Origin of the sequence: Micromonospora sp. NBC_01412 (assembly GCF_045040215.1) — a bacterium.
Lineage (GTDB): Bacteria > Actinomycetota > Actinomycetes > Mycobacteriales > Micromonosporaceae > Micromonospora > Micromonospora rubida.
In genome coordinates, this window is sequence record NZ_CP109528.1 from 1,318,326 (window position 1) to 1,337,871 (window position 19,546).

The following is a 19,546-nucleotide window of genomic DNA, read 5'->3' on the forward strand; positions in this document are numbered from 1 at the left end:
GGGTTGTTGACACCCACACTCGGCCGCCGGAGCTGCCGCAACCAGGCCAGGCTCTCCCCGGGTGCGCGACACCCTGGCTGCCCGCCCCCGGAGCGCGTCTACGCTGGTCACATGCCTCAAACCCGACTCGGTGCGTTCCTCGCGGCCCGACGCGCCCGGCTGAACCCGGACGAGGTCGGGATGGTCTCGACCGGCACCCGCCGGGTGGCCGGGCTGCGCCGCGAGGAGGTCGCGGTGCTGGCCGGCGTGAGCGTCGACTACTACACGCGGCTCGAGCAGGGCCGCGAGCGCAACCCGTCACCCGCCGTCCTGGATGCGATCGCCCGCGCGCTCGACCTCGGCCCCGAGGCCCGCGAGCACCTGTTCCGCCTGGCCGACAGCCCGGTCGGCGTCGCCCCCGCGCCGGCGCGCCCCCAGGTGACGCGCGGCCTGCGTGAACTGCTCGACGCCTGGCCCGACACACCCGCCATCGTCATGAACCACCGGCTCGACCTGCTGGCCCGCAACGCGCTCGCCGACGCGTTCTACCGCGACTTCACCAGCGCCGACAACTACGCCCGGATGACGTTCCTCGACCCCGCCGGCCGGACGTTCTTCGCCGACTGGGAACGCTCGGCGCAGGCCAGCGTGGCGAACCTGCGCCTCGCCCTCGGCCGCGACCCGCACGACCGGCCGGCGCTGCAACTGGTGGCAGAACTGACCGAGCGGGCGCCGGAGTTCCGGTCACTGTGGGAACGCAACGACGTACGCGGCAAGACCCACGAGGCGAAGACCTTCCGCCACAACGCGGTAGGCGACCTGACCCTCTCCTACCACGCCTTCGACGTCCGGGGTGCCGCCGACCAGCAGCTGATCGTCTACCAGGCCGAGCCCAACAGCCGCAGCGCCGAAGCCCTCAAACTCCTCGGCATGCTGTCCACGAGCCGGCGGTTCTCCTCGACCATCTCGCCGGTGGGCCGGTCGTGACGCTCACCCGCGTCGGCCTCGGACTGACGAATCCAGTTCCGCAACGCCTCGTGACGCACGCCGAATGACTTCCTCCCGAAGCGGCCAGGTCGACCGTCACTCTGGGGACGACGTAACGTCGGTCTCCTGGTGGTACGAGGCGTCCGCGCACCTGACATGGTGTTATTCATGGTCGACACCTGTGGGGGGCGGAATGCCGAGGGCTGGGTGCCGGTGGAACGCCGGTGGCTCGGGCTCGACAGGCGCAGCCTGACGCCGACGATCATGGTCGCGGCGATCGCAGTTCTGCTGACGTTCGTGGTGCCGCTGATCGATCGGGCGGTGCCGCAGGACGATCCGATCCGGGCCGGTGAGCGCCTGGATCTGGGCGGGGGCATCGTCGTCACGCCGCCGGCCGGCTGGGAGCTGGAGAGCGGAATCCGGGTCGGTGACAAGACCACGGTGCCGGTCACCGCGGGTACGGCCGATGCGGCGTTCTCCGGCGACGGGTGACTTGGCCCCGCGGCTGGTTCGTAGCCCGTACGACGGTCTGATGATCGGCGCGTTCGCCGGCCTCGGCCTGCAGATCTCCGAAGACGCGCTGTACGTGTTCAACGCGGCGGGCAACGGCTTCGGGGCGGGTCAGGTCAGCGCGGCCATGCAGATCATCGGCACCCGAGCGGTGAGCGGCCTGGTCCAGCATGTGCTGTTCAGCGCGGTCTTCTGCGCGGGCCTGATGTGGTTGATCGGCCGAGGCGAGGGCCGGCACCGGCTGCGCGGTCTGCTGCTGATACTCGCCGCGATGCTGGTGCACAACGGCTGGGACAACACCGCCGCCTACGGTGAACGCCTGGCCGGCGCTGCCGGCCTCTTCCTCATCCTGATCATCCTGTTCATCGTCGGATTGATACTGCTGACGGTCACGTTCCGCCTTGCCGCCCCACAGGAACAGGGATGGCTACGCGCCATTCTCGCTCCCGAGGCCGACCGTGGCCTGCTTACCGAGGCTGAGGTCGAGGCCGCAGCCAGCGGGTACCGAAAGCGCCGCGCCTACCGCAAGTCGATCCGTGGGCACCATGATCGCAAGGCTGCCAAGCATGTCCTTGAGGCCGCCAACGATCTGGCCCAGGAAGTCGCCCGCTCCGGCGGGCGCGATACCGAAGCCGTCGAGCACGCCCGGGCAGAGGTCGATCGCCTCCGTAACCGCAAGTAGCGGCTTCACCTGATGCATGGCGAATCCAGCAAGCCAGGGGCGACAGGACGGCCGCCGAGGCAAGGTCCTGTCATGCCGGAGACGGATGCTGAACTCACCAACTGTGCCGACGGGACCGGGCGGCTATCCGAAGCGGTCAGCCAGCTTCGTCAGCTTGGTGACGTACGCCGGCCAGTCATAGTCGTCGGGGATGTTGGTGTTCTCCCGCCGCAGGCCGATCGCCGTGTCGTGCTGCTCGCGCATGATGTCGGCCTGACCGGCGTGACGAGCGAGGTCGCAGGTCACGTGGGCGATGATCCTTTGCAGCGTCACGGCCTGTCCACCTGGCCGCCACCATGGCACCCGCCCCGGTGCGTCGAGCGGTAGCTGTTCGATCGTCTGATCCGCGAACACCCCGACACGGCGATACAGGTCGATCAGCCCATCCTTCGTCTCGTCCTCCCGCGCGTACCAGTCTGCCTGCGGGTCCTCGTCGTACGCCTGCATGGGGACCAGTTCCGCAGGCGTCGGGAATTCGCGCCCGAAGGTAGGCCCGAAGTAGCCGACTTCGACATTGAGGCAGTGCTTAAGGACTCCCAGCAGGTTGTTGCCGGTCGCGGTGCGGGGCAGTCTGGCTTCGCGTTCGCTCAGCCCGTCGAGCTTCCAGATCAGGTCTTCGCGAGTCGTTTCGAGGTAGTGGTGCAGCGCAGCCTTCGCATCGCCCAAGTCAGCCATGCCCGCCAGTCTTCCTTATGCGCCGAACCATCATGCGGGGCGCCGGCCGTACGACAGGGAACGAGCCCGGCAAGGCCGTGACGGAAGCCGGCGAGCAACTCCGGTCGCGTGGTCGGGGCTTCCGGCTGCCGCGCCAGTCCAAACCCGGGACTGGCTTGCCACCGGGTCACCGGGTAGCGGCACCAACTCCACCGCCAGGACGTGCCCGACCCTCCCCGCAGCCGCTGGCCCCGACCCAGAGCCCCGAGCGCCAGCCCCGGAAAGGCCCCCACGACAGCGCAGCCCGCCAGGGCCGAGGCAAGGTCAACTGAGCCCACGCTCAGGGCGTCTCCAGGGCGTCAGGGCGTTCTCAGGGCGTCAAACGCCGGCCAATGTTGACCAAGAACGACCATCGGCACCCGAACATAGAACCAGCTCAGAGCCTTGATCAGGGCTCTGAGCTGGTGGGGGCTGGTGGGCGACGGACGAGTCGACCTGTACGCCGGATTATGAAGATGAAACGCCACTGACCTGGGGCGGAGCCCGGCGACAACCACTGTGGGCCGTCGCTGGGCCGTCCAGCCGATCCTCCTCATACCTCCAGCAGTCCAAGCCCGACTGACGCACCCCGCCAAGGCGATCTCACCCGCTTATGCAGGCGTCTCAGACCTTGCCCCCAAAGCAGACGATGCAAGCGCCTCGACCGCACTGATTACAGGCCGCACACTTTGATATCGAGATGCACGATCATGCGCGCGCTTAGCGCCTCGTCTCGTACCTGGTCAGAACCACCCCGCCGGGAAACGTCCGCGTCTCCACCAGGTTCAGGTTCACCCAGCTATCCAGCGCGGTGAAGAACGGCGTGCCGCCGCCCACCAGGACCGGATGGGTCACGATCGTGTACTCGTCGATCAGCCCGGCCCGCATGGCCGCCCCGGCGAGCGTTGCACCACCAACCCTCATCGGCTCGCCGTCCTCAGCCTTGAGCCGGGTGATCTCCGCGACCGCGTCGCCGGTGACCAGGCGGGTGTTCCAGTCGACCTTCTCCATCGCCGAGGAGAACACCACCTTCGGCGTGTCCCGCCAGTTCCGCGCGAACTCGATCTCCGCCGGGGTGGCATTGGGCTGCTGGTCGCCGGTCGGCCAGTAGGAACTCATGGCCTCCCACAGCTTGCGCCCATACAGCAACAGGCCGATCGCCTGCTCCTGATCGAGCCACCACTGAAACAGCTCGTCGCTCGGCCCGCTCCACCCGAGGTCGTCGCCGGGCGCGGCGACGTAGCCATCCAGTGTCAGGTTCATGCCGTAGATCAGTTTCCGCATCGCGCCATGCCTTCCGTCAGCCGGTCTCGGAAGTTTAGACCCGGTTCAGCGCACGAAACTGATCGGTACGCGATCCGGCTCGCAGGTAGTCCTCGCACTCGGGGCACATGGCTCTACGTCCGTCCCTATGCCAGCGACGAAGAGCGCACCGCCGCGCTCGCGGACTTCCTCAACACGTACAACCACGAGCGGCCCCACAGCGCGTTGGGGAACAATCCTCCGGCCGGTCGGGTGCCGATCACGACGTACCGCCTTGCACCGCAGTCGGGGAACTTCGCTACGCCCCAGATAGAAGGACTCGGCTACGAGCCCACGTTGTTCGATCTGCTGTAAACAACTCGCAGATCACCTGGCGGACGCGTGTCGCGCATCAGTCGACGGAGGACACTGTGATCCGACAACTGACGTGCGACACAACTCCGCCAGGTGATGTGCGACAGGGGCCGGCGATCTAGGGGTGGCAGGTTAGCCACCGACCAAACGTCCTGTCATGGCACCCCTCTGTGTCAAGAGGCGGCGAGGAATGGTGTTCTAGGCTGGGGTTCGGCGGGTCCGGGAAGTGACTGTTCCGAAGTGTCGACCTTGGGGATTGGGTCGGCCGCGCTGGATTGAAGAGTCGCCCCCAGGTGTCCTCCCGGACCCGTCCACACCGATGTGGCATCTTTGATCATCTGCTTGTAGACGACGTCGGACAGGCGTCGTTTCAGGCAGCGTATGGCTTCCATCGGGGTCTTGCCCGCGGCGAGTTTGCGCCGGTAGTACGCACGACCTTCGGTGTCGTGCCGCATCTGGACGATGGCCATGATGTGCAGGACCCGGTTGATGCGCCGGTTCCCGGCGCGGGACAGTCGGTGACGTTTCTGGTCGCCGGACGAGGCGTCCAGAGGTGCGGTGCCGTTCCAGGAGGCGAAGTGGCCACGGGTCGCGAACCGGCTGACGTCACCGACGTCGCCGATGAGTCGGGCCGCGCCGGACGGGCCGATGCCGTTGAGGTCCTGCAGACCACTGCCGGTGGCGGCGACGAGTTCGGTGAGCTCCTTGTTCGCGGCCTTGATCTTCTTGTCGACCTGGGCCAGCTCGGTGATGAGTTCCGACGTGAGCCGCCGGCGGGTGGACCCGACCAGGTCACGGGGTCGGACCGTGTTGAGTAGTGCCCGGGCTTGCGGGGCGGACAGGAACGTCTTCGCCCCGCCGGGCACCAGTTCCAAGAGCAACTTGTGAATCCGGTTGAGTAGGTCCGTGCGGGCATGACCAAGACCATCGCGACGGTCGACCAGCAGCCGCAGCGCAATCGTCACGTCGTCGACGGCCACCTCCCGCAGGCCCTTGGCCCGTAAAGCCGCGACGGCCACGCTGTGGGCGTCGACCGGGTCGGTCTTGCGACCCTGACCGGTATCGAAGACCCGAGCCCGCGCGGACAGCTTCGCCGGAACGTCGATCACAGTCTCGCCATCAGCCACGAGGCGTTGAGCGATGTGCCGGCCGATACCGTTGCAGCCCTCGACCGCCCAGACACGGTCCTTGTTCTGTCGGCCGAACTTGAGCATCGCCTGGTAGCCGTCACGGTCGGTGGCGAATCGACCTTGGGCAAGGATCTGCTCACGGTCGTTGATGATCTCGATAGTCGCGGACCGCTTGTGCGGATCCATGCCGATGATGACGCGTCCCACGCTCGTCCTCCTCGATCAAACCGGGCTGAAACCGGCGAGGAGGGCAGCGCTACTTCGAGCTGGGCAGACCCCTCTTGAGCCTCTCCGCGCCACGGTGACCGGCAGGACGCATGCCATGAGTGAGCCACACCAACTCGCGGTGGGCAGCCGATGAGAGAGCTACCCCGCCGGTCACCTCGACCAAGCCTGGCCGGGCTGCGGTCGTAGCACCAGTACATAAGTAGCCGATGAGCGGAAACTCGATCATGCCAGCAGCGAAGTGCTTGCTCCTCACGCGGCGTCATGCCACATAGTCGGTGGCGTGGAGGAGCACCTGACCGTGGGGCGTGTGGCGGAGTTGGCCGGCGTCAGCGTCCGCACGCTGCATCACTATGACGAGATCGGCCTCCTGGAGCCGTCCACGCGGACCGCAGCTGGGCACCGAGCCTACTCCGCCGACGATGTGGAGCGACTCCGGGAGGTGCTCGCCTACCGGCGGCTCGGCTTCGGATTGCGGGAGATCGCGGATCTGGTTGACGATCCGGCCACCGACGCAGTCGCGCACCTGTGCCGGCTGCGCGGCCTGCTGATGGACCAGCGCGACCGCGCTGCTGCCATGGTGACGGCCATAGACAGGGAGCTGGAGGCACGAGCAATGGGAATCAGGACGACGCCAGAGGAGCAACTGAAAGTGTTCGGCGCGCAGTTGTACGACGCCATCGGATCTGCTTACCCAGCAACGCGGCGCACCGAGCCGCGGATCGCCGCGCGCATTTGGGATGCGCTGGGGGACGCCCGAACGGTGCTGAACGTCGGGGCTGGCACCGGTTCCTACGAGCCCCCCGACCGCGATGTCACGGCGGTGGAACCGTCGGCGGTCATGCGGGCGCAGCGTCCCGTGGGCGCGGCGCCGTGCGTTGCCGCCGCTGCGGAGAGTCTGCCGTTCGAGGACCAGTCTTTTGATGCCGCGATGGCGGTCAGCACCGTCCATCACTGGCCGGACCCGGTCGCCGGGCTGCGTGAGATGCGGCGTGTGGCCCGCCGCGTGGTGGTGTTCACGTACGACGCCGATGACACCGGCTGGCGTCAGCGGTTCTGGCTCACCCGCGACTACCTGCCTGAATTCGCGGACCTTCTCGTCGGCTGGCCGTCCCTGGCCGACCTGACCCGCGCGATCGGAGGACGCGCGGAGCCGGTGCTCGTCCCCTGGGACTGCGCTGACGGCTTCTTCGAGGCACACTGGCGCCGGCCTGAGGCATACCTGGACGAACATGTACGCCGCGCGGTTTCGGTATGGACCAGAGTCGGACCGCAGGCTGAGCAACGGGCAGTCAACACACTCCGCGAAGACCTTTCCTCAGGGCGGTGGGCCGAGCGCAACCGTGACCTCGTCGCCCTCGACACCGCAGAGCTCGGCCTCCGCCTGCTCGTAGCCTGAACCACCGTGCGCGAGAACGCCATCGCGCAGCTGACCTACCGCGATCAGTAATTGCGGCCACGGCGACGCTTGGCCTCCATGTCGCACTCGACCTGGAGGTCATCGCCGCGCAGGTCGAACGTGGACCGGTCGGTCCAGCCCATCGGCGGCATTCGGGTGCGACGCGAAGATCCGGTGCACGCTCATGCCGCGATCCGCTCGGCGGTTACTCGTCGTTGCGCGCTGCGGCGTCGTCCGACGGCGGTTGGCTGAGTGCTGGGGTGGCTGTTGGGTCGAGCGTGTGTCGCGCCGGGTGCCATTGCTCGGCTTGCCTCAGGCCGATGATCGGGGGCCACGGGCCACGTCACGCTGGATGTAGGTCTGTCCAGGAGCGTGCGTCCGGGCGGTCCTGTGTCCAAGCGTCAAGGACTACGTGGGCGGTGTCCTCGGGTGCGGCGATGAGCAGCGGTTGTTCGCCGTCGAAGCGGCCCCGTTCGCTGCGGTGGGTGCCCTGGCTGCAGCAGGAGCACCGGTCAACGCGGCTGTTGAGGACCTCCATGCCGTATCCGTCCTGCGCGAACCGCGCCGACAGGTCCTCGATGTCGTCGGCGTCTCGGGCGGTGACCCTGACGGCCAGCGTTGCCAGCGGTGATGCCTCGAACAGTTCGATCTCGTCGAAGACGGGGTAGGTGACACCGCCGGAGACCCGCTCGCCGCTCGGGGCGCCGCTGTGCAGGACGATCTCGCCGTACCGGCGCGACGGATCGAACGGCACGTTGAGGACACGAGCCCGGACCGGGTCGATCCGTCTGGCCCAGACCACCTCGCCAATGCCGAGTCGGACGCAGGTGGGTCCACCGTCGATGTCGATCGGGCCGGTGCCCGGTAGCGGCTCCATCCCGAAGCCGGCCCAGCAGTCACGGGCCAGGTCCCAGTCCCGCAGTGCGGTCGCGGCGGTGCCGAGGTTCCAGTACGCCGGCTCGTTCGCGCTCGACAAACCTGACCGCCTGCAAGCCACGGTCACGGGCGGTCGGCCAGTCCCGCATCCGCAGAGCGCACAACGCGGCATCAAACCAGAGCGCCTTGGCGAGACCGGGCGCCACCCCGACGGCCACCCCCGTCAGCAGCTCACCGGCGCGGTCGTACCGCTCGGCGTCGAACGCCGCGTACGCCTCGTCCAGTACCCGCTCGATCGCAGCGTCCGGCTCGTCATCGGTCGTCGTCATGCCGCGACACACTACGTGACCGGCAAGATCAAGATGTCTACCCTGCATTCGGATCTGCCGCGAGTCCCGCACCACCTCTCTTGACACTTGCCGGTGCCGCTACTTCCTGGATGGGCGGGGATGGCAAGCTTCCATGGTGTTTGCGGAGCCGCGCGGCGACTACTCCTGGCTGTTTGACCTGGTGGCGATCGATCCGGTCATGCGTCACCATGCGCTTGCTCGTCATCAGGCACTGCTCGCTGCGGCGAGCGACGCGTTGCACCGGTCGAACGGCCTGTGGGCAGCGCATTACCGGTCGAGGTCCAGTCAGTGTCAAGCCCCGGGTTTGATGGAGATTGGGTTATCTGGTTTCCAGGAGTGCGGTGACCGGCTGGGTCATCGTGTGTAGTGCTTCGTACTCAGCTGGTGGGACGTGGCCGAGTTCGCCGTGTAGGCGCCGGTTGTTGTACCAGTCGATGTACTCGACGGTGGCCATCTCCAGGTCGTCGAGTCCACGCCAGGGGCCGGTGTTGCGGACGAGTTCGGCCTTGTAGAGGGAGTTGAACGCCTCGGCCATGGCGTTGTCGTAGGAGTCGCCCTTGGAGCCGACCGAGGCGACGGCGCCGGCCTCGGCCAACCGCTGGGTGTAGCGAATCGTTCGGTATTGGACTCCCCGGTCGGAATGGTGTACCAGTTTGCGCAGGTCAGCGCCTTGGTTCTCGCGGCGCCAGATCGCCATCTTCAGCGCGTCGAGAGCCAGATCCGTGTAGAGGCTGGTGGCGACCTGCCAGCCGACGATCATGCGAGAGTGCACGTCGAGGACGAACGCGGCGTACACCCAGCCCACGCTGGTGCGCACGTAGGTCAGGTCCGCGACCCACAGCTGGTTCGGGCGGACCGCGGTGAAGTCACGTTTGACCAGGTCACCCGGGCGGCCGGTCTCGGCCGCTGGCCGGGTCGTGCGCGGTGACTTGTCGCGCAGCAGTCCGCGCAGTCCGGACTCGCGCATCAGCCGCTCGACGGTGCAGCGGGCCACTCGCACGCCGCGTCGGCGCAACTCGTGCCAGACCTTGCGGGCGCAATAGACGCCGTAATTCTCCGCGTGGATCCGCTCGATCACCGCGGTCAGCTCCTCATCGCGCCGCGACCGGGCCGAGGCCGGGCGGGTCTTGGCGGCGTAGTAGGTCGACGGTGCGATCTGTGCCGGCGTGTCTTCGAGCGCCTGCAGGACCGGCTGGACACCGTGTTCGGCCTTCTGGGAGTCGACGAAGTCGACCTTCATCGCGACGGACGGTCCAGCTCCGCCGCGAAGAAACTCGCTGCGGACTTCAGGATCTGGTTCGCCCGGCGCAGCTCACGCACTTCCCGTTCGAGGGCGGCGAGGCGTTCCGCGTCGCTGCTGGTGGTGCCCGGCCGCTCACCGGCGTCGGTCTCGGCCTTCTTCACCCAGGTCCGCAACGCCTCCGGGTGGATGCCGAGCTGCCCGGCGATCCGGCGGATCGCTCCGACCGCGGACGCCGGGTCCCGGCGGGCCTCGACCGCCAACCGGGTCGCTCGCTCGCGCAGCTCATCGGGGTACTTCTTCGGTGCGGGCATCGCTGGTGTTCCTCCCAGGTTTCGATGTCTCCATCAAACCCGGTGCGGGACACAGCGCGGCTCGCCGCGGGGTTAGACCAAGCGTGCGCTGACTTCCGGTGGCATCAGGAGCAGACAATCTACGGACCTCTCCATGCCTTTCGGGACGCTTCGGACGACGACCGCGCCGGCCACGCACGCTGGGCGCCGATCGCCGCCCTCTACCTGCGGTGGGAGACGGAGTATCCCGACGAGTGGGGAGCGCCGGAGTCGTGGATGTGGTCCCGCTGGGGAACGAAGGAGGTGCTCCTTCGCCGACTCAATCGGGGCGGTCTCCCGGAGGCCATCAAGCCACAGATCGCTGAGCTGATCCTCGCGGCACTGAGGCGACCGTACCGGTGCAAGGACTGGCTGTACGCCAGCTTGGTCCGTCATCTCCACGACTCGCTGTTCTTCCATGAGGTGGAGATGCTAACGTCCGCCGACGATCCCCTGGTCCAGCGCCGAGCACGGTTCGTTCTCCATGTGGGCACGCATCCCGAGCAAACTCCCACCCGCACGAGCTGGCGACGTTGGCTCGATGCAGGCACCTGACCGCTCGATCGCAGGCGTTTGGTCCGTCGTACGAGGCCTGCCACCGAGGCCCGCAGTTCGTCCGGCGGCATGTCCTCGTAGCCAGGAGGGGCGAGGTCGAACGGGTCTGCTGCACCGGTAGGTGACATCTGAGATGGCTTGCCCTGGTGGCGGGCTGGAAGGATGTTGCCGTGCCCAAGCCCTACCCTCGTGAGTTCCGCGATGACGTCGTGCGGGTGGCCCGTGACCGGGACCCTGACGGTCGAGCAGATCGCGAAGGACTTCGGAGTCCACCCGATGACGTTGTTCAAGTGGTTGCGCCAGGCTGACGTTGACGCTGGGACCAGACCGGGTGTCAGCGGCAGCGAGTCAGCCGAGTTGCGCGAGGCCCGCAAGCGGATCCGGTTGCTGGAGCAGGAGAACGAGGTCCTGCGCCGGGCCGCGGCGTATCTGTCGCAGGCGAACCTGCCGGGGAAAGGCTCTACCCGCTCGTGAGCGAGCTGGCCGCCGACGGTATCCCCGTAGCGGTGACGTGCCGGGTATTGAGCATCGCTCGTCAGCCCTACTACCGGTGGCTCGCCCGGCCTGTCGGCGACGCCGAACTCGTTGCCGCTTACCGCGCGAACGCCCTGGTGGACGCCCACCGCGACGATCCGGAGTTCGGGTACCGGTTCCTGGTTGACGAGGCCCGGCACGCTGGGCATCCGATGGCCGATCGAACCGCGTGGCGGATCTGCTCGGGTAACGGCTGGTGGAGCGCGTTCGGCAAGAAGAAGCGCCGCGGCAAGGGCGGCAAGGTCGGGCCGCCGGTGCACGACGATCTCGTGCGCCGGGACTTCACCGCGCCACGGGCGAACCAGCTGTGGCTGGCCGACATCACCGAGCACCACACCGCCGAGGGCAAGCTCTACCTGTGCGCGATCAAGGACGTCTGGTCGAGGAGGATCGTCGGCTACTCCATCGACTCACGGATGAAGTCCCGGCTGGCCGTCAACGCGTTGCACAACGCCGTAGCCCGACGCGGCCGAGTGGCCGGCTGCGTGCTACACACCGACCGCGGGTCCCAGTTTCGCAGCCGGAAACTCATCCGCGCCCTCAACCAGCATCACATGATCGGGTCGATGGGCAGAGTCGGCGCCGCCGGCGACAACGCCGCCATGGAATCGTTCTTCGGCCTGCTGCAGAACAACGTCCTCGACCGGCGAACCTGGACCACCCGCCAGCAGCTGAGGACCGCGATCGTGACCTGGATCGAACGGACCTACCACCGCCGCAGACGACAGCGATCCCTGTCCCGGCTGACCCCTATCGAGTACGAGACCATCATGACCCCACCGGCCAGTCAGGCCGCGTGACTGAAACTGTCACCTACCGGTGCAGCAGACCCAACAGGAGCACGACCTTGTGCGGCACCTCCAGGGGGCGGCGCACGATCATGCCGCAACCCGCGTACCGTCCTTCCTGTTCCTTCTTCTCCTGCTGGTCAACGGAATTGGGAGGCGGCGGTGATCTTCGCTGGTCATACTGGTGCCTATGAAGCTTGCTGAGGCTCTTGCGTTGCGCGCGGATGCGGCGCGTCGCGCCGAACAACTCCGTGCCCGCATCGTCGCCAGCGCGCGGTTCCAGGAGGGTGAGACGCCTGCGGAGGACGCTGCGGCTCTCCTGGGGGAGGTCGGCGAGGTGCTCGGTGAACTGGAGGCGCTGATCCGACGAATCAACCGCACCAACGCCGCCACCGGGGTTGACGGTGGCACACTCACCGACGCTCTGGCACGGCGCGACGTGCTTCGCTTGCGGCACAGCGTGGTCACCTCTGCCGCCGATGCCGCTGTCGGGGAGGGCCAGCGAGGGTTTCGGCAGTTGCGGTCGGAGCTGAAGATGATCCCGGCCCTGCCGGTGGCGCAACTGCGCAGCCAGGCCGACGACCTAGCCCGGCAACTTCGCGAGGTCGACACCCTGATCCAGCGGACGAACTGGGAGGTCGACCTGCTGGACTGACGACAGGTTGCGGAGCAGGTAGCCGACGTGGAGGCGTGCACGAACCCGAGAGCCGGCGGGTATTCCGGCTCACTCCTGGCGCGCCGAGGGCAGGCGTGGGGGTTCGACTCCCTGGCATACATCGCATGCCCAGCACAGGACACAGGTGACGGCGCACAGGGCACGGCACACTACCGGGTGCAGATCCACGACGGTGAGGGTGGGACAGGGGACTTCCGCAACCCGTACTGGTACAGCTCTTTCGCTACAACGCTCGATGCCCGCACTGATCTGCCGCGACGAGCGCGCCGAGGTGTCGCAGATCAGTTGGCGAACGACTGTCGCACATCAGTCGACGGAGGACAGGCCGGTGGTGGGCTGCTTGCCGAATTGCTCTCTTTTGGATCAAGGCACCGCGCTCCGCGCGGTGCGGGGCGGCAAGCCCGGCCGGCGGCAAGCCGCCCCGGCCGCCTACGGCGCCGGGGCGGTGAGCCACCGACAGCCGCCGGGACACCGCCCTCACGCCTGCTGCCGGCAGCACTACGGTCACAGCATGAACGACGCGATCGAGCTGCGACTCGACCCCGCCACCGCCGAGGACCTTCGCGATGCCCTGTACAACCTGGGCGAGCATCAAGCCGCAGGCAGAGGAATCCCGCACATGGACACCGACACCAGCAGACGGCTCGGCGCACTCCTGCGAGACCTGGACATCCGATTGGGCGGCTCTGGAAGGTTCGGATAGGCGGCGGGCCAGCAATGTGGTACGGAAGCCAGCACGTCGGCCGCCGTCGAGGTTGGGGCTTCCGGCTGCCGCGCCAGTCCAACCCCGGGACTGGCTTGCCACTGGCTCATCCCGTGGCGGCACCCAGCTCCACGGCCAGGACGTACCCGACCCTCCCCCGCAGCCGCCGACCCCTACCCGGAACCCCACGCGCCGGCCCCACAGAGGCCCACGACGGCGCAGCCCGGCCGACCCAAGGCGAGGTCAACTGAGCCCGCGCTCAGGGCGTCTCCAGGGCGTCAGGGCGTCGTCAGGGCGTCAAACGCCGGCCAGTGTTGACCAAGGACGACCATCGACGCCCGAACATAGAACCAGCTCAGAGCCTTGATAAGGTCTCTGAGCTGGTGGGCGACGGACGAGTCGACCTGTACGCCGGATTCTGTGCCCGGCGCGTACCCCTCGCGGGGCCCGCGCCAGCGGCGGCCATCCATCTAGGCCTGCCGTCGCCGGCAGGCTCGTGCGGCCTACCCGCAGACATCGGGCGGGCAGCCCTCAAGCGTCTGCGCTGGGCCGTCACCTTGCGGTGATGGCCCATTTTGGCCTTGCTCCGGGTGGGGTTTACCAAGCCATCCCGGTCACCCGGGATGCTGGTGGGCTCTTACCCCACCGTTTCACCCTTACCGTCCCCGTTGGGGTCGGCGGTCTGTTTTCTGTGGCACTGTCCCGCGGGTCGCCCCGGGTTGCCGTTAACAACCACCCTGCCCTGTGGAGTCCGGACGTTCCTCGGCGACGGGCCGGAGCCCGTCAACGCGACCGCCCGGTCGACTCGTCCGTCGCTCACCCATCCTAACGACGGGGCGTGCGCGTCTATTGCGCACCCGTCGGTGAGCGTCCGCCTTCGCTCAGGGGATGCCGATCGTCACGACGCCCAGCCCGGCGTACGCCTTCGGAGAGTCGATCAGGACCGGGCGCCCCTGAGGCCACTCCGGCTCCGGACAGTCGAGCACGACGGCATGGACGAGCCGCCAGTCGACACCCTGTTTGACGAGTCGCCCGACGACGAGGGCGGCGGAGTATCCCAGCTCGACGACCTCCATCGCGGGTAGCGCCCCGACATGCTCGCCGAGGGCGGTCCGCTCGGCGGTGGCACCGGCGAGGCAGAGGGCGGGCACGAACAGGTGCCTGCCCTGAGCCTGGTGCGCTTGGACGACGAGGCCGGACAGCATTCGGTGGCCAGCGCCGAAGGCGAGCAGAGCGGTGTGGTCGAAGACCACACCGCTCTGCTCACGCGGCCCAACGGCGAGAGTCCGGCAGGGCCTCGGGCGACTCGCCAGCCTCGACGGCAGCCCACACGCTCTCCGCGCCGCTCAGATCGTCGTCGCTGAGGTCGGGGCCAGCCGCGACCGCACGTACGCCTCGGCCCTGGCGGCCCGGCTGCCCCCGTGGCCACTGAGCCCCCCGGCACGACTGTCGGGGCGGGCGGCGGTGGTCGTACGTACTAGCCTCGGGGATCGTGGATCTCTCCAGCGCCGCGCTCCTGGTCACCGCCGGTCTCGCCGCGGGCACGGTGAACGCGGTGGCCGGGGGCGGTTCGCTGATCACCTTCCCGGCCCTGATCGCGGTCGGCCTGCCACCGATTCCGGCGAACGTGAGCAACTCCGTGTCGGTCTTCCCCGGGTACGTGGCCAGCGTGGCGGGCAGCCGGGCGGACCTGCCGCGCGGGCGGTCGCTGTGGCTGCTGCTGCCGACCACCGTCGCCGGCACGATCGTCGGCTGCCTGCTGCTGCTGGCCACCCCGGCGCGGGCGTTCGAGCTGACGGTGCCGTTCCTGGTGCTCGGGGCCACCGCCGTGCTCGCCTTCCAGGATCCGCTGCGCCGCCTCGTCGGGCACCCGGCCGACCTGGCGCCGCGCCGCCGTACCGTGACGGTGCAGGCCATGGTCGCTGTCGGCGCGGTGTACGGCGGCTACTTCGGCGCGGCGCTGGGGGTGATGCTGGTGGCCGGCCTGGCCCTGGTGCTGGACGCGACGCTGGCCCGGGTGTCGGCGGTCAAGAACCTGCTGTCCGCCACGGTCGGGCTGACCACGCTGGTGGTCTTCGCGCTGTTCGGCCCGATCAACTGGGCCGCCGTCGCGGTGGTCGCCCCGGCGACCCTGGTCGGCGGGTACGCGGGCGCGCGGCTGGTCCGCCGGCTGCCGCCGGTGGTGTTGAAGACGCTGATCGTGGTGTTCGGCACCGGCATCGGCCTGTACCTGCTCTGGCGCGCGCTGCGCTGATCCGGCGACCGAGGCCGCCCGTGGACCGGGCACGGGGCCTGCGGCACCCCGAGGAACGGGCCCGGTCGCGGGCTCGGCGGCGGCTCAGTACGCCTCGCCGACCGGCTCCTCCGGGGTGTGCTCGGCGCCGGCGGCGGCCCGGTTCCAGCGGGACCAGAGCACCCGCTCGCCGTAGCCGGCGGCCATCACGTGGGCGAAGGCCAGGTAGACCAGCACGCCGACGGCGAGCACGCCGAAGCCGACCCAGAACGGCAGGGCGAGGCTGTGCTCGGCGAGCTTGCCGGAGATGATCGGGGCGGGCGCGGCGGCGCCCCAGCGGACCAGGTTGAACGCGCCGGTGGCCACCCGGCGGTCGCCGGAGCCGAGGCCGAGCGCCAGGTCGGTGAGGTTGGCGTTGGCCAGGCCCATGAACAGGCCGGAGGTCACGAGCACCACCAGCGACATGGCGGTGCCGGTCGAGGTGGCGAACAGGACCATGCAGACCAGCAGGCCGGCGATGGCCACGCCGACGGTCTGCACGGCGCCGATGCGGTGGGCGAGCCGGTGGCCAATCACCAGGATTCCGGCGGCCAGGCCGAGGCCCCAGCCGGTGAACGCCAGCCCCAGCGGGACGATGTCCAGGCCGAGGAAGAGCGGCGTGTAGCCGAGCACCACGAAGAAGACGAAGTTGTACGCGGCGGTGACCACGCACAGGGTGACGAACGCGGGCTTGCGGTAGGTCGAGAAGATCTGCCCGACGCGTACGGGCGTCTGTCGGTTGGCCGGCTCGCGGATCTTGCGGGACGCGACGGCCAGGGCGAGCACCATGAACACGCCGCAGACGAAGAACGGTAGCCGCCAGCTCACCTGGCCGAGCAGGCCGCCGATCAGCGGTCCGACGGCGAAGCCGAGGCCGAGCGCGGTCTCGAAGAGGCCGACCACCCATTCGCGGTCGTTGGCGAGGTTGACCAGCACCACCATGGCGGTGGCGAAGAACATCGCGTTGCCCAGCCCCCACACGCCGCGCAGCACGGAGAGCTGGACGATGTCGTTGCTGAACGAGGCTCCGATGGCGGCCAGGCCGACCACCGACACGCCGGTGATCAGCACGGGCTTGAAGCCGAACCGGCCGCTGGCCAGAGTCGCCGGGATCATCCCGACGGCCATCACCGCGATGTACGCGGTGAACAGCAGTTCGACCTGCCAGGCGGTGACCCCGATGGCCTCGCCGATGGCGGGCAGGATCGGGTCGACCACGGCGATGCCCGCGATGGCGAGGAAGGCCACCAGCGTGGTGGCGTAGATGGCACTGCGGTTGGGCTCGGTACGCCGATCCACTCCGCCTCCAATATAGCTGTATCGTACAGGTAATTCCGTTGTATCATACAGTCATGAGCGACGACCACACCACGGGAAGCGGGCCGGACGAGACCGCCCTCGCGCGGATCGAGACCGAAGTGGCGATGCTGATGCGCCTCGGCGAGGCGACCCGACGGGCCACCGGCACCGCCGAGCACCGGGTGCTGGACCGCGCGGCGTACGTGATCCTGCGGCACCTGGCCGTGGCCGGGCCGCAGAACGTCTCGGCGCTGGCCGCCCGGCTCAACCTGGACGGCTCCACGGTCACCCGGCAGGTCTCCGCGATGCAGCGGGACGCCCTGATCGCCCGGGCCCCCGACCCGACCGACGGCCGGGGCACGGTCATCTCCCCCACCCCGGCGGGGCTGCACCGGATGGCCGCCGTGCGGGCGGCCCGCACCCGGCTCTACGGCGACATCCTCGCCGACTGGACGCCCGGGGACCGAGACACCCTCGCCGACATGCTCGCCCGGCTCAACGAGGCCCTGGAGAACCGCACCCGCCGCTGAGCCGGCCGGGCGCGGACACACGGAAGGGCCCCGGCCGCTCGCTGCGGATCATCAAGACCGAGACGACGACCTGGGGCCCCTCCGCGCCGCTCAGGCGACGGGTTCGGGGGCGGCGTCCGCGCCCCGGGCGGCACCGGGGGTGACGCGCGGGTCGCCCTCGTCGGCGAAGTAGTCGTCCGGGGTGGTGCCGTCGGTGCCCTCGGCCACCCGAGCGGCCCGCAGGGCCAGGGTGACCAGGGCGGCGACCACGAGGTTCACCAGCACGGCCACGATGCCGACGTAGATCGTCTTCGTGGTGTCGAAGCCCAAGTCACTCAACGGGAACGCCGAGCCGCCGAAGTGCGCCCGCTTCGTCGCCGGGTTGGGGATCTGATAGAGCATCCACATGCCCAGGCCCATGCCGGCCACCCAGCCCGCGACCAGCGCGCCCCGGTGGAACCAGCGGGTGTAGAGGCCCAGCGCCACCGCCGGCAGCGTCTGAAGGATGATCACGCCGCCGATGAGCTGGAGGTCGATGGAGAACTGCGGGTCGAGGAAGACGATGCAGGCCACCGCGCCGACCTTCACCACCAGCGAGGTGATCTTCGAGACGTTCGCCTCTTGGGCCGGGGTGGCGTCCCGCTTCAGGTACTCCTTGTAGATGTTGCGGGTGAACAGGTTCGCCGCCGCGATCGACATGATCGCCGCCGGCACCAGCGCGCCGATGCCGATGGCCGCGTACGCGACCCCGGCGAACCAGTCCGGGAACTGCTGGTCGAACAGCACCGGCACCACCGTGTTGCTGTCCACGGTGCCGGCGGTCGCCCCGGGCAGCGGCTTCACCCCCGCCGCGATGGCCATGAAGCCGAGCAGCGCGATCAACCCCAGCACCAGGCTGTACGCGGGCAGCGCCGACATGTTCCGCTTGATCACGTCCCGGTTCCGGCTGGCCAGCACGCCGGTGATGCTGTGCGGGTACAGGAACAGCGCCAGCGCCGAGCCGAGCGCCAGGGTGACGTACTGGAGCTGGTTGTTGGCGTTGAGCAGGATCCCGTCGTTCGGGTTCGGCGACGCGGCGAACTTCGCCTCGGCGGCGTCGAAGATGCTGCCCCAGCCGCCCAGCCTCTGCGGCAGCCAGATCACCGCCACCAGGATCACGATGTAGATCAGCGTGTCCTTCACGAACGCGATCAGCGCCGGCGCGCGCAGCCCCGACTGGTACGTGTACGCGGCCAGGATCGCGAACGCGATGATGATCGGCAGGTGCCGGGCCACCGCGCTGTCCCCGGTCACCCCCATGGTCTTGAGCACCGCCTCGATGCCGACGAGCTGCAAAGCGATGTACGGCATGGTGGCGACGATGCCGGTGATCGCGATGAGCAGCGCCAGCACCGGCGAGTCGAACCGGCTGCGGACGAAGTCGGCCGGGGTGACGAAGCCGTGCCGGTGCGAGACCGACCAGAGCCGGCACAGCACCAGGAACACCAGCGGGTAGATCACGATCGTGTACGGCACGGCGAAGAACCCGGCCGCACCCGCGCCGAACATCAGCGCCGGCACCGCCACGAAGGTGTACGCGGTGTACAGGTCGCCGCCGACCAGGAACCAGGTGACCCAGCCCCCGAAGCTGCGCCCGCCCAGCCCCCACTCGTCGAGGTGGGCCATGTCCTTCGGGGCCCGCCACCGCGCCGCGACGAAGCCCATGGCGCTGACCAGCAGGAACAGCACCGCGAAGACGATGATCTCGGTCAGGTGGTCGCGCCACATCACTGCACCGCCTTCGTTCGCGACTGCGGGGCTCGCAGGCCCGGCTCACTCCTCCCGCTCACCGGCCACCCCGCTTCTTCGTGAGCTGGTAGACCAGCGTGGTGGTGGCCACCCCGAGCAGGATGTAGGCCAGTTGCAGCCAGTAGAAGCGCGGGAACCCGAGCACGCGCGGCGAATCGGCGTTGAAGAACACCGGAATCAGCGGCACCACGATCGGGATGAACAGCAGCCAGTTCCAGGGGCTGTGGTCCTTCGCCCTGGACGACGCCGAGCCGGGCGTCTCCGATTCGGGTGCAGCCATCCGACACACCTCCGGGAAGTCGTATCTCGCCAGTGACGGCCGCACGTTACGACCAGGTGACCCCCGCCACACTCCATCGGCCC

The 19,546-nt window shown here is 68.7% G+C and carries 17 protein-coding genes, 1 other RNA gene and 3 pseudogenes; 10 read left to right on the plus strand and 11 right to left on the minus strand.

All coding sequences use genetic code 11. The annotated features are described in order from the left end of the window. Positions 1-111 precede the first annotated feature (111 nt). The 3 genes from OG617_RS05660 (at position 112) to OG617_RS05670 (ending at position 2,158) form a co-directional block, all read left to right on the plus strand. Positions 112-966, plus strand: coding sequence for a helix-turn-helix transcriptional regulator (locus OG617_RS05660; protein WP_405099313.1), 855 nt, complete (start codon positions 112-114; stop codon positions 964-966). 168 nt (positions 967-1,134) lie between these two features. Further along, positions 1,135-1,458 (plus strand): hypothetical protein, encoded by a 324-nt coding sequence (locus tag OG617_RS05665; protein WP_405099315.1) that lies wholly within the window; start codon positions 1,135-1,137, stop codon positions 1,456-1,458. Next, a complete protein-coding gene (locus OG617_RS05670) occupies positions 1,433-2,158 on the plus strand; it encodes a PrsW family glutamic-type intramembrane protease (protein ID WP_405099317.1) in 726 nt (241 codons plus the stop codon). Before OG617_RS05665 ends, OG617_RS05670 begins: the two co-directional genes overlap by 26 nt. A gap of 123 nt (positions 2,159-2,281) precedes the next feature. Here OG617_RS05670 and OG617_RS05675 read toward each other — a convergent pair whose 3' ends face one another. Both OG617_RS05675 and OG617_RS05680 read right to left on the minus strand, forming a co-directional pair. Next, entirely contained in the window at positions 2,282-2,872 is a 591-nt protein-coding gene (locus OG617_RS05675) for a DinB family protein (protein WP_405099319.1), read from the minus strand. Between the two features lie 738 nt (positions 2,873-3,610). Continuing rightward, positions 3,611-4,174, minus strand: a complete 564-nt coding sequence (locus tag OG617_RS05680) for a dihydrofolate reductase family protein (protein WP_405099321.1) — start codon at positions 4,172-4,174, stop codon at positions 3,611-3,613. A 108-nt stretch (positions 4,175-4,282) separates the two neighbouring features. Between OG617_RS05680 and OG617_RS05685 the strand changes: the two are divergent. After that, positions 4,283-4,408: pseudogene (locus tag OG617_RS05685) on the plus strand (integrase core domain-containing protein); the annotation flags it as partial. A gap of 272 nt (positions 4,409-4,680) precedes the next feature. On the opposite strand, the gene OG617_RS05690 reads toward OG617_RS05685, so the two are convergent. Continuing rightward, the gene (locus tag OG617_RS05690) at positions 4,681-5,844 is read right to left on the minus strand and encodes an IS110 family transposase (RefSeq protein ID WP_405096680.1); all 1,164 of its coding nucleotides are present in this window, start codon (positions 5,842-5,844) and stop codon (positions 4,681-4,683) included. 301 nt (positions 5,845-6,145) lie between these two features. On the opposite strand from OG617_RS05690, the gene OG617_RS05695 reads away from it, so the two are divergent. Then, entirely contained in the window at positions 6,146-7,261 is a 1,116-nt protein-coding gene (locus OG617_RS05695) for a MerR family transcriptional regulator (protein ID WP_405099323.1), read from the plus strand. A gap of 343 nt (positions 7,262-7,604) precedes the next feature. Here the strand turns inward: OG617_RS05695 and OG617_RS05700 are convergent, their stop codons facing one another. From OG617_RS05700 to OG617_RS05710, 3 genes and pseudogenes are all read right to left on the minus strand, one after another. Continuing rightward, positions 7,605-8,237 (minus strand): hypothetical protein, encoded by a 633-nt coding sequence (locus OG617_RS05700; protein ID WP_405099325.1) that lies wholly within the window; start codon positions 8,235-8,237, stop codon positions 7,605-7,607. Further along, on the minus strand, positions 8,158-8,466 hold the full coding sequence (locus tag OG617_RS05705) for a hypothetical protein (RefSeq protein WP_405099327.1): 309 nt from the start codon (positions 8,464-8,466) through the stop codon (positions 8,158-8,160). The genes OG617_RS05700 and OG617_RS05705 overlap by 80 nt, the downstream gene beginning before the upstream one ends. A gap of 340 nt (positions 8,467-8,806) precedes the next feature. Further along, positions 8,807-10,041 (minus strand): annotated as a pseudogene (locus tag OG617_RS05710) (IS3 family transposase). A 743-nt stretch (positions 10,042-10,784) separates the two neighbouring features. Here OG617_RS05710 and OG617_RS05715 point away from each other — a divergent pair. The 3 genes and pseudogenes from OG617_RS05715 to OG617_RS05725 all read left to right on the plus strand — a co-directional run bounded on the left by OG617_RS05715 (position 10,785) and on the right by OG617_RS05725 (position 13,315). Next, a pseudogene (locus OG617_RS05715) lies at positions 10,785-11,948 on the plus strand (IS3 family transposase). A 178-nt stretch (positions 11,949-12,126) separates the two neighbouring features. Then, complete coding sequence (locus OG617_RS05720) at positions 12,127-12,591, plus strand: DIP1984 family protein (RefSeq protein ID WP_405099329.1); 465 nt, start codon at positions 12,127-12,129, stop codon at positions 12,589-12,591. A gap of 532 nt (positions 12,592-13,123) precedes the next feature. After that, positions 13,124-13,315, plus strand: coding sequence for a hypothetical protein (locus OG617_RS05725; protein ID WP_405099331.1), 192 nt, complete (start codon positions 13,124-13,126; stop codon positions 13,313-13,315). 391 nt (positions 13,316-13,706) lie between these two features. Here the strand turns inward: OG617_RS05725 and rnpB are convergent. Together rnpB and OG617_RS05735 are read right to left on the minus strand one after the other, a co-directional pair. After that, positions 13,707-14,123: RNase P RNA component class A (gene rnpB / locus OG617_RS05730), an RNA gene on the minus strand. A gap of 73 nt (positions 14,124-14,196) precedes the next feature. Then, positions 14,197-14,568: a hypothetical protein gene (locus tag OG617_RS05735; protein WP_405099333.1), complete on the minus strand. Its 372-nt coding sequence runs from the start codon at positions 14,566-14,568 to the stop codon at positions 14,197-14,199. A gap of 239 nt (positions 14,569-14,807) precedes the next feature. On the opposite strand from OG617_RS05735, the gene OG617_RS05740 reads away from it, so the two are divergent. After that, entirely contained in the window at positions 14,808-15,569 is a 762-nt protein-coding gene (locus tag OG617_RS05740) for a sulfite exporter TauE/SafE family protein (RefSeq protein ID WP_405099335.1), read from the plus strand. Between the two features lie 84 nt (positions 15,570-15,653). Here the strand turns inward: OG617_RS05740 and OG617_RS05745 are convergent, their stop codons facing one another. Then, positions 15,654-16,886, minus strand: coding sequence for an MFS transporter (locus OG617_RS05745; protein ID WP_405099337.1), 1,233 nt, complete (start codon positions 16,884-16,886; stop codon positions 15,654-15,656). Positions 16,887-16,939: 53 nt separating this feature from the next. On the opposite strand from OG617_RS05745, the gene OG617_RS05750 reads away from it, so the two are divergent. After that, positions 16,940-17,416 carry a MarR family winged helix-turn-helix transcriptional regulator gene (locus OG617_RS05750; RefSeq protein WP_405099339.1) on the plus strand — a complete coding sequence of 159 codons (477 nt, stop codon included), beginning with the start codon at positions 16,940-16,942 and terminating at the stop codon, positions 17,414-17,416. Positions 17,417-17,506: 90 nt separating this feature from the next. Here the strand turns inward: OG617_RS05750 and mctP are convergent, their stop codons facing one another. Both mctP and OG617_RS05760 read right to left on the minus strand, forming a co-directional pair. Further along, entirely contained in the window at positions 17,507-19,162 is a 1,656-nt protein-coding gene (gene mctP, locus OG617_RS05755) for a monocarboxylate uptake permease MctP (protein WP_405099341.1), read from the minus strand. Positions 19,163-19,220: 58 nt separating this feature from the next. Beyond that, positions 19,221-19,463: a DUF3311 domain-containing protein gene (locus tag OG617_RS05760; RefSeq protein WP_405099343.1), complete on the minus strand. Its 243-nt coding sequence runs from the start codon at positions 19,461-19,463 to the stop codon at positions 19,221-19,223. Positions 19,464-19,546 lie beyond the last annotated feature (83 nt).